At 73.7% G+C, this 13362-nt stretch carries 8 protein-coding genes; 5 read left to right on the forward strand and 3 right to left on the reverse strand.

All coding sequences use genetic code 11. The annotated features are described in order from the left end of the window. Window positions 1–72: 72 nt before the first annotated feature. From EDF34_RS07195 to EDF34_RS07205, 3 genes are all read left to right on the forward strand, one after another. Complete coding sequence (locus tag EDF34_RS07195) at window positions 73–3300, forward strand: DEAD/DEAH box helicase (protein WP_158615056.1); 3228 nt, start codon at window positions 73–75, stop codon at window positions 3298–3300. A gap of 67 nt (window positions 3301–3367) precedes the next feature. Next, window positions 3368–5359: a DNA helicase RecQ gene (gene recQ, locus EDF34_RS07200; protein WP_370450033.1), complete on the forward strand. Its 1992-nt coding sequence runs from the start codon at window positions 3368–3370 to the stop codon at window positions 5357–5359. Window positions 5360–5579: 220 nt separating this feature from the next. Next, the gene (locus EDF34_RS07205) at window positions 5580–7019 is read left to right on the forward strand and encodes an HNH endonuclease signature motif containing protein (RefSeq protein WP_158615057.1); all 1440 of its coding nucleotides are present in this window, start codon (window positions 5580–5582) and stop codon (window positions 7017–7019) included. 136 nt (window positions 7020–7155) lie between these two features. Here EDF34_RS07205 and EDF34_RS07210 read toward each other — a convergent pair whose 3' ends face one another. Further along, window positions 7156–8151, reverse strand: coding sequence for an aldo/keto reductase (locus tag EDF34_RS07210; RefSeq protein WP_199737715.1), 996 nt, complete (start codon window positions 8149–8151; stop codon window positions 7156–7158). Window positions 8152–8266: 115 nt separating this feature from the next. On the opposite strand from EDF34_RS07210, the gene EDF34_RS07215 reads away from it, so the two are divergent. Then, window positions 8267–8731: a tRNA (cytidine(34)-2'-O)-methyltransferase gene (locus EDF34_RS07215; protein ID WP_123370541.1), complete on the forward strand. Its 465-nt coding sequence runs from the start codon at window positions 8267–8269 to the stop codon at window positions 8729–8731. 3 nt (window positions 8732–8734) lie between these two features. Here EDF34_RS07215 and EDF34_RS07220 read toward each other — a convergent pair whose 3' ends face one another. Continuing rightward, a complete protein-coding gene (locus tag EDF34_RS07220) occupies window positions 8735–10438 on the reverse strand; it encodes a serine hydrolase (protein WP_123370542.1) in 1704 nt (567 codons plus the stop codon). A gap of 83 nt (window positions 10439–10521) precedes the next feature. Beyond that, window positions 10522–11544: a LacI family DNA-binding transcriptional regulator gene (locus EDF34_RS07225; protein WP_123370543.1), complete on the reverse strand. Its 1023-nt coding sequence runs from the start codon at window positions 11542–11544 to the stop codon at window positions 10522–10524. Between the two features lie 224 nt (window positions 11545–11768). Between EDF34_RS07225 and EDF34_RS07230 the strand changes: the two genes are divergently transcribed. Continuing rightward, the gene (locus tag EDF34_RS07230) at window positions 11769–13346 is read left to right on the forward strand and encodes a UxaA family hydrolase (RefSeq protein ID WP_123370544.1); all 1578 of its coding nucleotides are present in this window, start codon (window positions 11769–11771) and stop codon (window positions 13344–13346) included. Window positions 13347–13362 lie beyond the last annotated feature (16 nt).

The raw sequence follows: 13362 nt of genomic DNA on the forward strand, positions 1-13362 counted from the left end.
CTCGTCGGGCGGACCGTCGTGTCGGCGCACCCACCTACCCTGGGGGCCCGTCCCGTCGCGAAGGAGGCCCGCGTGCTCGTCGCCGATCCCGAGATCCGCGCCGCCGTCGGCGACGTGGCGTTCGAGCGGGGCCGGCGGTACGCCGAGCGCGGGGACGTGCTCAAGACCGTGTGGAACGCGCGCGAGCTCGTCCTGATCGGCCAGGTGCAGGGGTCGTCGCCCTTCCCGTACACGACGGTCGTCGAGCTGGCCCGGCACGGCACGGAGCTCTCGCTCGTGCGCTCGTCGTGCACGTGCCCGGTCCGCGTGATGTGCAAGCACGCGGCCGCGGTGCTGCTCGCGCCCGAGCGATCCCCTGCGGCCGGAGCCCTCGCCGTGCCCGCGTGGCAGAGCTCGCTGGACCGCGCGCTCGACTCCGGCGGCTCGGTGCGCTCGCGGGCGCGCGGCTCCGCGCTGGCGCTGCTCGTCGAGCTGACGACCGACCGTGACGACCGGTTCCGCCTCCGGGCCCGGCCCGTCGCACGGTCGGCGGCCGGGCGCTGGGTGAAGTCGGGGATCTCGTGGGACGTGGTCAACCGGCGCCACCACTACGGCATCGACGCGTCGCACGCCGCGGCGCTCGCGTCCGTCTACCGGGCGGCGCACGACGACGTGCCGTGGGCCTCCGCGCCGACGTCGATCTGGCTCGACCAGGGCGGGCCCGGACTCTGGCCCGCGCTCCTGGGCCTCGTCGATGCGGGCGTCGAGCTCACCTCGGACGTCCCGGTCACCCTGTCCCCCGAGCCGGCGGGGATCGAGGTGGACCTGCGCGCCGCCGACGACGGCGCGCTCGACATGGGCGTGCACGTCCGGGTCGGCGACCTGGACCTGGACGCCGACCGCATGCTGCTGATCGGGCGGGACACGGCCTCGGGCGTGTGCTGGTGGGACGACGCCGCCGTCGAGCGCCGGCCGGGTCGCGCCCTGCGTGGCCAGGACCCACGGCCCGCGCACCTGGTCCTGGCGCCGTTCGCCCCGCCCGCGTCCGACGCCGCCACCGCGCTGCTGCGCGACGTCGGGCAGCTGCGGGTGCCGGCCGCGGAGACCCCCCGCTTCCTGCGGACCTACTACCCCCGGCTCGCGGCGCACGCACGCGTCGGCTCGTCGGACGGGTCGGTCGCACCGCCCGAGCTGCCCACGCCGACGCTCCGGCTGCGGATCGGCGCCGAGCCGGGGCACGTCGTCGTCGCGTCCTGGGCGTGGGAGTACCGCGAGCACGACGGGAGCGTCGCCCACCGGTTCGGCGTCCACGAGTCGACGACGGACTGGCGCGACCCGGCCGCCGAGGCAGCGATCACCGCCGACGTGCTGGCCCTCGCGGGGCCGCTGCTCGACGGCTCGGGCTCGCTGGTCGACGCGCGCCTCGTCGCCTGGCAGGCCGTCGAGCTCGTCGAGCAGGTCGTGCCCGCGCTGCGCGGCGTGCGCGGGCTCGAGGTGGTCGTCGACGAGGCCGTGCCCGCCTACCGTCAGGCGTCCGGCGAGGCCGCGGTCGAGATCATGACCGAGTCCAAGGACCGCGACTGGTTCGACCTCACGGTCCGGGTGGCCGTCAACGGAGTCGAGGTCCCGGTGCCCGCGCTGCTGCGCGCCTTCGCGCTCGGCGAGACGCGCGTCCTGCTGCCGGACGGGCTGTGGCTGCAGGTGGACACCCCGGCGCTCGCGCGGCTGCGAGCACTGGTCGAGGAGTCGCGCGCGCTGGAGGACACGCACTCGGACTCCGTGCGGGTCGGCCGGTTGCAGGCAGGCATGTGGGCAGAGCTCGAGGACCTCGGCATCGTCGTCGCGCAGGCCGCGCAGTGGCAGGAGGCGGTCGCGCAGGTGCGCGCGCTGGAGGAGCCGCTGGCCGACACGCCCGTGCCGGCCACCGTCCGCGCCGAGCTGCGGCCCTACCAGCAGTCCGGCTTCGCGTGGCTGGCCAGGCTGGCCGACGCGGGACTCGGGGGGATCCTCGCCGACGACATGGGGCTCGGGAAGACGCTGCAGGTCCTGTCGCTGGCCGCGCACCTGCGGGCCTCGGGCCGGCCGCCGCTGCTCGTCGTCGCCCCCACGTCCGTCGTCGGCGCGTGGGCCGGAGAAGCCGCGACCTTCCTGCCCGACCTGCGGGTGGTCACCGTCGACCGCACGGCCGCGCGGCGGCGGCACCCGCTGGCCGAGGCGGTCGCCGGCGCGGACGTCGTCGTGACGTCCTACGCGCTGTTCCGGCTCGAGCACGACGAGTACGACGCGCTCGAGTGGTCCGCCCTCGTGCTCGACGAGGCGCAGATGGTCAAGAACCACGACTCACGGGCCTACGCCTGCGCCCGGACCCTGCGGGCACCGGTGAAGTTCGCCGTGACCGGGACCCCGCTGGAGAACACGGTCATGGAGCTATGGGCGCTGCTGGGCATCGTCGCGCCCGGGCTGTTCCCCTCCCAGCGGCGCTTCGTCGAGCACTTCCGGCAGCCGATCGAGCGCCAGGGCGATGCCGAGCGGCTCGCCCAGCTGCGTCGGCTCATCCGCCCCGTGGTGCTGCGTCGGACCAAGGAGGCGGTGGCCTCCGAGCTGCCGCCGCGGGTCGAGACCGTCGTCGACGTCGAGCTCGCACCGCGGCACCGCTCGGTCTACGACCGTCAGCTGCAGCGCGAGCGGCAGAAGGTGCTCGGGCTGCTCGCCGACTTCGACGGGAACCGGTTCGAGATCTTCCGCTCCCTCACCCTCCTGCGGCGGCTCGCGCTCGACCCGTCGCTGGTCGACGACGCGCACTCCGGGGTGCCCGCGTCGAAGCTCGACGTGCTGGAGGCGATGCTGTCCGAGATCGTCGCGGACGGGCACAGGGTGCTCGTGTTCTCCCAGTTCACCGGGGTGCTCGACCGGGTGCGGTCGCGGCTGGACGCGAGCGGGACGTCCTTCGCCTACCTCGACGGGAGCACGCGCGGGCGGCCCGCGGTGATCGAGTCGTTCCGGTCCGGGTCCGCGCCCGTGTTCCTCATCAGCCTCAAGGCCGGCGGCTTCGGCCTGACGCTGACCGAGGCGGACTACGTCGTCGTGCTCGACCCGTGGTGGAACCCGGCGGTCGAGGCGCAGGCCGTCGACCGAGCCCATCGCATCGGCCAGACGCGGACCGTCATGGTCTACCGGCTCGTCGCCAAGGGCACGATCGAGGAGAAGGTGATGGCGCTCAAGGCTGAGAAGGCCGCGCTGTTCGACTCGGTGATGGGCGGCGGCGAGCTGTCCGACTCGCGGCTCGGCGCCGACGACGTGCGCGCGCTGCTCGGCGTCTGACCCCGGCCGTCCACAGGCCCCTGCGCCGATGGCGCCCGATGTGGGAACCGGCTCGTAGGGTTGTCGCGTGCACCCCGACCCCGCTTCCGACGAGGGCTTCGACTGGCATCTCGAGGAGCCCCCGTTCGACCCGGGCTACGACGAGGTCCCGCCGGAGTCGACCCTCCCGGCGCGCACGCCCCCGCCCGCCGCGGCGCCGCGCGTCCCTGCGTCCGTCGTCGTCGGGAGCGCCACCCAGGGCCCCGACGACGGACCGCTCCCCGACCCGCTCGAGGTGCTGCGGCGGGTCTGGGGCTACGACGCGTTCCGCGGCGAGCAGGCGGACATCATCGCGACCGTGGTCGAGGGCGGCGACGCCCTCGTGCTCATGCCCACCGGCGGCGGCAAGTCGCTCTGCTACCAGGTCCCCGCACTGGTGCGCCCGGGCACCGGGGTCGTCGTCTCCCCCCTGATCGCGCTCATGCAGGACCAGGTCGACGCACTCTCCGCGCTCGGCGTGCGCGCCGGGTTCCTCAACTCGACGCAGGACGTCGTGCAGCGTCGCGCCGTCGAGGACGCGTACCTCGCGGGTGAGCTCGACCTGCTCTACCTGGCACCCGAGCGCCTGCGGGTGCGCGAGACCGTCGAGCTGCTCGACCGCGGACGGATCTCGCTGTTCGCGATCGACGAGGCCCACTGCGTGTCGCAGTGGGGGCACGACTTCCGGCCCGACTACCTGCAGCTGTCCCTGCTGCACGAGCGCTGGCCCGAGGTGCCGCGGATCGCGCTGACCGCGACCGCGACCGACGCGACGCACGCCGAGATCGCCTCGCGCCTGCAGCTCGAGGACGCGCGGCACTTCGTCGCGAGCTTCGACCGGCCCAACATCCAGTACCGGATCGCCCCCAAGGACAACCCGCGCTCGCAGCTGCTGACCCTGCTGCGCGAGGAGCACGACGGCGACGCGGGGATCGTCTACTGCCTGTCCCGCAAGTCCGTCGAGCAGACCGCGGAGTACCTCGTCGGGCAGGGCGTGACGGCGCTGCCGTACCACGCGGGTCTCGACCGGAACGTGCGCGCGCGCAACCAGTCGCGGTTCCTGCGCGAGGACGGCGTCGTCATGGTCGCGACCATTGCGTTCGGCATGGGCATCGACAAGCCCGACGTGCGGTTCGTGGCGCACCTGGACCTGCCGAAGTCGGTCGAGGGGTACTACCAGGAAACCGGGCGCGCGGGCCGTGACGGGCTGCCGTCGACCGCGTGGCTCGCGTACGGGCTGCCGGACGTCGTGCAGCAGCGCCGCATGATCGACACCTCCGAGGGCGACGCCGCGCACAAGCGGCGGCTCACGCAACACCTCGACGCGATGCTCGCGCTCTGCGAGACGGTGTCGTGCCGGCGCGTGCAGCTGCTCAACTACTTCGGCCAGGCGAGCGAGGCGTGCGGCAACTGCGACACGTGCCTGACGCCGCCGGACTCGTGGGACGGGACGCTCGCGGCGCAGAAGCTGCTCTCGACGGTCGTGCGGCTCGAGCAGCGCGGGCAGCGCTACGGCGCCGGGCACCTCGTCGACATCCTGCGCGGCAAGACGACGCCGCGGATCACGCAGCTGGGGCACGCGTCGCTGTCGACGTTCGGGATCGGGGCCGACGTCTCGGAGGCGGAGTGGCGCGGCGTCGTGCGCCAGCTGCTCGCCGCCGAGCTGCTCGGCGTCGACTCCGACGGGTACGGCACGCTGCGCCTGACGCCCGAGTCAGGGTCCGTGCTGCGCGGCGAGCGGACCGTGCTGCTGCGCCGGGAGGCGGAGAAGGCGGTGCGCGCACGCTCGAGCACGCCGCGTCCCGCCGCGGTCGACCTCGACGCGACGGCCGCGTCCGTGTTCGAGTCGCTGCGCGCCTGGCGCGCGGGCGCCTCGCGCGAGCAGGGGGTGCCGGCCTACGTGGTGTTCCACGACGCGACGCTGCGGGAGATCGCCGTGCGGATGCCGTCCTCGCTCGAGGAGCTCGGGACCGTGAGCGGGGTCGGGGCGACGAAGCTCGAGCGGTACGGGCCGGGGGTTCTGGCGGCGCTGGCGGGGTGACGCGCCCTGCGTCGGGGTTCCTGCTTCGGCTTCCTGCCCTCCTGCTGTCCGGCCCTCCTCCTTTCCGCTCGCTGCGCCTGTCGACGGGCGCCGTGACCGCGAGCCGACCACAGCCCCCGGTGCCGGGCCGTGTGTCCACAGGCCGCCGCCGACGCACTCCCTGATGTCAGACCTCAGTCGTACATTTGTTCGTATCGAACATTTCGGACGCGGGGGTGGCATGGCATTCTCGACCGACGAGCTCATCGACGCCATGCGCGTCGCCGTCGACCTCCTGGCCGAGATGGACCCTCGGGACCTCGACGGGCGCGAGGCCGGCCAGCAGTTCGTCGAGCTCGACCGCCTGGCTGGCCGGGTGACCGCGCTCGCAGCGCGACGCCTGCCCGTCGTCGAGGCGGACGGCTGGTGGGCTGCCGAGGGAGCACGCACGGTCACGTCCTGGGTGTCGAGCGCGGGCCGCATGACGCACGGCCGCGCAGCGTCGCTCGTCCGGCTCGGCCGCGCGTTCCAGAGCTCGCTCCCCCTCACCGCCGACGCCGCCACGGCCGGCACGGTGCCGCTCGACCACGCGCAGGCGCTCGCACGGCACGCCCCGACCTCGGACGTGCGCAAGGAAGCCCTCGCGGCACCGGCGTCCGAGTGCGGCGAGGAGTTTCTCGTGGACCACGCCGAGCAGCTCGGAGCGGATCCGTTCGCGCGGCTCGTCGCGAAGTGGGCTGCAGCCGCCGACCCGGAGAGCGACGAGCGCGGCTACCGCAAGGCGACCGATCGCGAGTTCGTCGGGCTCTCCGCGACGACCGACGGCTTCCACCTCAAGGGCTTCCTCACGACCGACCACGGCGCCTCGCTGCGGGCTGCCCTCGACGCCGTGATGACACCGCCGACGCCCGACGACCGCCGGACGACCCAGCAGCGACGCGCCCAGGCACTCGCGGACGTCGCGCGCCTGACGCTCGACCACGGGTTGGTCGGCACCGGCGCTGCCGTCCGCCCGCACCTGACGTGCGTCGTCGACTGGGAGAGCCTGCAGCGTGCCCTGCACGGCACCGGCGCCGCGGGGCGGGGCGTTCGTGCGACGTCGGACCTCGGCGCCGATCGGGATGCTGCGGTTGATGCCGATCCTGATGCCGGTGCCGATGCCGGTGCTGGCACCGGTGCCGATCCTGATGCCGGTGCGGATCCCGATTCCGGGGGAAGCCGCGACGCCCCCGGACCGCTCCGCTTCCGGCTCGAGCCGATCGCCGACGAGGAGCGCTTCGCGGTCGCCGAGGTCCAGGGCGGCGGGCCGATCCCCCAGTCCGTCCTTGCCCGCCTCGCGTGCGACAGCGAGATCACCCGGGTCGTGTTCGGCCCGCAGTCGCAGGTCATCAACGTCGGGCGGGCCGAACGCACCTTCAGCGGACCCCGACGGCGGGCGATCATCGCCCGGGACGCGACCTGCCGCTACCCCGACTGCAACGCCCCACCCTCGCTCGGCGAGCTCCACCACGTCGACCACTGGGTGCGCGACTTCGGCGACACCGACGTCAACCGCGGCATCCTGCTGTGCTGGTACCACCACGCCCTCGTGCACCGGCTCGGCATCGAGATCGGCCGGTCTCCCACGGGCAGGTGGACGTTCACCACCCGCCACGGGAGCAGCCTCGCCCGCGCGGCATGAGCACGCCGGCCCGGGCTGGCGCCCAGCGCCCAGCACGCCGTGGCACGCCGGTGACGCCGGTCACCCGGTCACGCCGGTCACCCGGTCGCGCCGGTCGCGCCGCAGACGATGCGGACGACCCGGCGCGCTCCGGACCTCAGGACCGCTGGTGCGTGCCGTCCACGGCGAACGGCTCGATCGCGGCGATCTCGTCATGGGTGAGCGCTGGTGCCGACAGCGCAGCCACGTTCGCCTCGAGCTGCGCGACGGACGAGGCGCCCACGAGTGCCGACGTGACGCGCGGGTCGCGCAGTACCCAGGACAGGGCCAGCTGAGCCAATGACTGCCCACGCGAGGCCGCGATCTCGTTGAGCCCGGCCGCCCGCGTCAGGTACTCCTCGGAGATCGCGGAGGCCTTGAGGAAATGACCGACCGCCGCGCGCGAGTCCGACGGCACGTCGCCCGACAGGTACCGGTCGGACAGCAGCCCCTGCTGGAGCGGAGAGAACACGATGGTCCCGACGCCGAGGTCGCCGACGACGTCGAGCAGCGACTCCGTCTCACCGTCGCGCACGTACTCGACGTGTCGGCTGAACATCGAGTAGTTCGGCTGGTGGATCACGAGGGGCGTGCCCAGGTCGGCGAGGATCGCCGCGGCCTGGCGCGTCTGCGAGGGCGTGTAGTTGGAGACACCCACGTAGAGCGCACGGCCGCTCGTCACGGCGGTGTGCAGCGCGCCCATCGTCTCCTCGAGCGGAGTGGTCGGGTCGAACCGGTGGGAGTAGAAGACATCGACGTAGTCCAGCCCGAGTCGGCCGAGGGACTGGTCGAGCGACGAGAGCAGGTACTTGCGCGAGCCGCCGTCGCCGTAGGGTCCCGGCCACATGTCGTAGCCGGCCTTCGACGAGATGATCAGCTCGTCGCGGTACGGACGCAGGTCGGAAGCCAGGATGCTCCCGAAGTTCGACTCGGCGGACCCCGGAGGCGGACCGTAGTTGTTGGCCAGGTCGAAGTGCGTCACGCCGAGGTCGAAGGCGCGACGGACCACTGCGCGCTGACCGTCGAGCCCGTTCGAGCCCCCGAAGTTGTGCCACAACCCGAGCGAGACTCCGGAGAGCCGGAGGCCCGAGCGCCCCACCTGCCGGTAGTCCATCGAGGCGTAGCGGTCGTCGGCAGCGAGGTAGGGCACGGATCCTCCGGGGAGCAGCGAGTGGGCACGCTCACCGTATCCGGCGCGGGGCGACGTCGGAGCCAGGGATGATGGCTTCGTGCTGCACATCGTCTTCTTCGAGCCGCGCATCCCGGGCAACACCGGGAGTGCGATCCGGCTGTCGGCCGGCACCGGCGCCGCGCTCCACCTCGTCGAGCCGCTGGGCTTCGACCTCTCGGAGGCCAAGCTGCGGCGGGCGGGCCTGGACTACCACGACCTCGCGCACGTGGAGATCCACCCGGACTGGTCCGCGCTCAAGGCGCGCCTCGACGACCGCCGCGTCTTCGCGTTCACCACGCAGGGCACCCGGACGTACACGGACGTGGCGTACGCCGACGAGGACGTCCTGCTGTTCGGCCCCGAGCCGACCGGCCTGCCCGACGAGGTCCTCGCCGACCCGTGGCTCACCGACCAGCTGCGCATCCCGATGGTGCCCGGCCGGCGCTCGATGAACCTCACGAACGCCGCTGCCGTCGCCACCTACGAGGCGTGGCGGCAGCTCGGGTTCCCCTCGGCCGTCTGAGGTTCACCAGCCCGGTTCGGGCATCGCCGACAGGTCGGCGGTCAGACGGCCGCGGATCGTCGGGATGGTCGGCGCACGGAAGTCGGGCGTGAACCGTCCGTCGACCTCGACCCCGACGGCGTCGCCCGCAGCACCGTCGGCCCCGGTGACGACGGCCCCAGCGACGTCGGCCCCAGGAACGTCGACCTCGGCAATGTCGACCTCAGGGACGTCGGCCCCAGCGACGTCGGCCCCAGGAACGTCGGCCCCAGCACCGTCGGCCACGGCTCCGGCGCCGGTGAACCGGAGCCGGAACGATGCCCGGTACGGGCCCGAGGGCAGCAGCACGGCGATCTCGTACTCAGCCGCGCTCTCGTGCTCAGCCGCGCTCCACGTCCCGGCCGCGCACAGCACCAGCGGCGTCCCGTCCGGCTCCTGCGCGCCCGGGGCGAACAGCCGGGGCGCGTTCTCGAGGACGGTCGTGGCCCACGCCCCGTGACCGAGCTCCACCGTGCCGGACCAACCCTCGGACACCAGCGTCAGTCGGTCGAGCTCGACACCGAGCTCCAGGTGCGCCTCGCGCAGCCCGAACGGGTTCTCCGCGAACCGAACCCGCTTCCCGTCGAGGGCCGCGGCCGCGAAGGCAGAGGCCGCGGAGGCAGAGGGCGGGGAGGCAGAGGGCGGGGAGAACGGCGGCGGCGCGATACGCAGCGCGTCGAGCCGCGACACGAGAGCGTCGTGCGCCGCGTGGTCAGGCACGAGCGGCTCCGGGTGCAGCGCGGGCCGCAGGTGCTCGAAGACGATCGCGAGCTGCCTGTGCATCGACGTCGTCCCGCTCGTGATCGCGACGACGACCTCCTCGTCGGGCAGCACGATGCAGAACTGCCCCAGCGCCCCGTCCCCGCGGTAGCCCCACCGTGAGCGCCAGAACTGGAAGCCGTATCCCTGCGCCCAGTCGCCCGCCGGGTCGGTGTCGGGCTGCTCGTCGTTGGCGACGTGCCGTGAGGTGGCCAGCTCGGCCCATCCCTCGGGCAGGACCCGCCGACCGTGCCACGTCCCGCCGCCCAGGTAGAGCTGGCCGAGCGCGGCGACGTCCTCGGTGCGCATCCACATCCCGGACCCGCCCGCGTCCACGCCTGCGGGCGACTGCCCCCAGGACGCGCCCTCGATCCCGAGCGGCTCGAGCAGTCGCGGGCGCAGGTAGTCGAGCGAGCGCTGGCCGGTCACGCGAGTGAGAAGTGCGGAGAGCACGAACGACCCGCCCGTGTTGTAGACGAAGTGCGTGCCCGGCTCGTGGGTGACCGGCGCGGCGAAGAACTCCCCGAGCCAGTCGTCGCCGACCGAGTCCGGACCGCCCGCCGACGCCTCGTGCCCCGTCGTCATCGTCAGCAGGTGTCGCACCCGCATCCGCGGCAGGTACGGGCCGGGGTCCGCCGGGACGAGCTCCGGGAAGTGGTCCACCAGCAGGTCGTCGAGCCCCAGGAGCCCCTCACCGACGGCCAGGCCGATGGCGGTCGACGTGACCGACTTGCTCAGCGAGAACAGCAGGTGCGGGCGGTCCGGCGTGTAGGGGTCCGCGAAGCCCTCGGCCAGGACGGCGCCGTGCCGCAGCACCATGACCGAGTGCAGCTCGGGGCACTCGGTCACCAGCGCGTCGACCATCCGGTGCAGGGCACCGGGCTCCACGCCGTGCTCGTCGGGACGTGCGCGCGGAAAGCGATTGCTCATCGCCCCACTCTCGCGCCTGCCGTGGCGCGCTGTCACATCGGGTCGGCGGGATGGCCGTCGGGACCTGACGGAGCCGACGCGCGTCAGCGCTGCGGCGTCGACTCGCGCAGCACGACCTCGGTCGGCACGGGGAGCGCGCGCGGCTCGTCGGCCGCCTCGCCGAGCGCGAGCTCGGTGGCCATCACACCGACGTCCTCGAGCGGGATGCGCACCGTCGTGAGGCCGGGCACCACGTCCCGCAGGGTGGCGATGTCGTCGAAGCCGGCGACCGCCACGTCACGGGGCACGTCGAGCCCGGCATCGCGGGCCGCGCGCAGCGCACCGAGCGCCATCACGTCGTTGACCGCGAACACGAGCTCCGGACGCGCGCCCGACGCGAGGAGCTCGCTCATCGCCCGCTCACCGCCCTCGTGCGTGAAGTCGCCGGCGACCACGCGGTCGGCCGGCACGGTCACACCCCGCGCGGCAAGACCCGCCAGGAAGCCGTCCCGGCGGTCCCGCGCCGTCAGGTGCGACGCGGGGCCGCCCAGCACGGCGACGTCGCGGTAGCCCCGGTCGACGAGCGCATCGGCCAGTGCCCGGGCGCCCGCCTCGTTCTGCACCTCGACGGCGTCGACACCCAGCACGGCCTGCCCGATCACGGCGACGCTGCCACCCGACTCGCGGTACTCGGCGAGGGCCTCGCGCAAGGCCTCCGTCAGCGCCTCGTCGGCCAGCCGCCCGCCGGCGATCACGATCGCGCGTGCGCGCTGGCGGTGCAGCAGCTCCACGATCGCGGCCTCGCGGGACGGGTCCTGCTCGGTGCTGGCGAGGATGACCTGCAGGCCCGCGCGGTCGGCGGCGCGGGTCACGCCGCGCGCGATGGAGGAGAAGTAGGGGTCCGCGATGTCGTGCACGACGAGGCCGACGGACGTCGTGCGCCCCCGGGCCATCGCCTGCGCGTTCGCGTCCGGCAGGTAGCGCAGCTTGCGGGCCGCCGCGTGCACCTTCTCGCGCAGGTCGGCGCGCACCGTGCGGTTGGCGCTGCCGTTGAACGCGCGCGACGCGGTGGCCAGCGAGACGCCTGCCTCGCGGGCGACGTCGCTCAGCGTGACGGGTCCGGCCATGGTGCGAAGCGTAGGGCTCCTGCTCGCCCGACGGTCGCAGCCGGGCCGGACGACGGCGTGGGCGATGGCGTCTCGACGGAGACCGTCCACGCGGGCGCGGGGCCCGCCAGGAGGCGGAGAGCCGTCCAAGAGGCATGCAAGAGCCGTCCGAGCGCGTCCGAGCGGGGACGCTCCACCGCTCGGGAAAGCGGTATCCTGACGACGATCCCCGCGGAAGGACGACGATGACGACGACGCCCGCACTGCCCGGCGCCCACCCTGTCCAGGCCCCTGCACCCCTCGCCGACTGCGTGCTGGTGCTGCGCCCTGAGGACCACGTGGGCGTCGCGACCCGCGACCTGCAGTCGGGCACCGACCTCCTGCGTCCGGACGGGTCGCTGCTGCACGTGCGGCAGAGCGTCCCCCGCGGGCACAAGCTCGCGCTGCGCCACGCGGCGTCCGGTGACCAGGTCCGCAAGTACGGCCAGTCCATCGGCCGGGCCACCCGGGACGTCGAGGTGGGCGACCACGTGCACAGCCACAACCTGGGCATGGACGACGCGGAGCGGGCGTACGAGTTCGGGACCGCCCGCGTCACCCCGCCCGCGGCGACCACCCCGCGGACCTTCGACGGCTACCGGCGGTCCGACGGCCGCTGGGGCACCCGCAACTACGTCGGCATCCTCACGTCCGTGAACTGCTCGGCCTCGACCGCGCGCCTGATCGCGGACCAGTTCCGCGGCCCGGTGCTCGACGCGTACCCGCACGTCGACGGAGTCGTCGCCCTGACGCACGACACGGGTTGCGGCCTGGTGCCGACGAGCGAGGGCGCCCAGGTGACGCTTCGCACGCTGCGCGGCTATGCCGACCACCCCAACATCGCCGGCCTGCTGGTCGTCGGGCTCGGCTGCGAGATGCTGCCGACCGCCTCGGTGCTGGACGGCGTCGACCTGCCGGCGGACAAGGTCGTCCGCACCCTGCAGATCCAGGAGACCGGCGGCATCCGCAAGACGGTCCGTGCCGGCGTCGCCGCGATCCAGGAGATGCTCCCCGCGATCGACGCGCTGCGGCGCGAGCCCGCCCCCCTGTCCGCGCTCGTCCTGGGGCTGAACTGCGGGGGGTCCGACGGCTACTCGGGCATCACGGCGAACCCGGCGCTCGGGCACGCCTCGGACCTGCTGGTCTCGCACGGCGCGACGACCGTGCTGGCCGAGACCCCCGAGGTGTTCGGCGCCGAGCACCTGCTGCTGCGCCGCGCCGTCACGCGCGACGTCGGCCAGAAGCTGCTCGACCGCCTCGAGTGGTGGAAGACCTACACGGCCGCGGGTGGCGGGACGATGGACAACAACCCGTCCCCCGGCAACAAGGCGGGCGGCCTGACGACGATCCTCGAGAAGTCGCTCGGCGCGGTCGCCAAGGGCGGGACCGCGGAGCTCACGGCGGTGTACGAGTACGCGGAGCGCGTCGACACCCCCGGGTTCACGTTCATGGACACCCCCGGCTACGACCCCGTCTCGGTCACCGGGCTGGTGGCCGGCGGCGCGAACGTCGTCGTCTTCACCACAGGCCGCGGCTCCGTGCTGGGGTGCAAGCCCACCCCGTCGATCAAGGTCGCCACCAACACCACGACCTACCTGCGGATGACCGAGGACATGGACCTCAACGCCGGGCGCATCGTCGACGGCACCGCCACGGTCCCCGAGGTCGGCGAGGAGATCTTCGAGCTCGTCATCGCGGTCGCCTCAGGCCGTCAGACCGTCTCCGAGGAGCTCGACCTGGGCGCCGACGAGTTCGTCCCCTGGCAGCTCGGCGCCGTCACCTGAGCCGGGGCCCGGGGCC

This window comes from Cellulomonas sp. PhB150 (assembly GCF_003755175.1).
Taxonomy (GTDB): Bacteria; Actinomycetota; Actinomycetes; order Actinomycetales; family Cellulomonadaceae; genus Cellulomonas.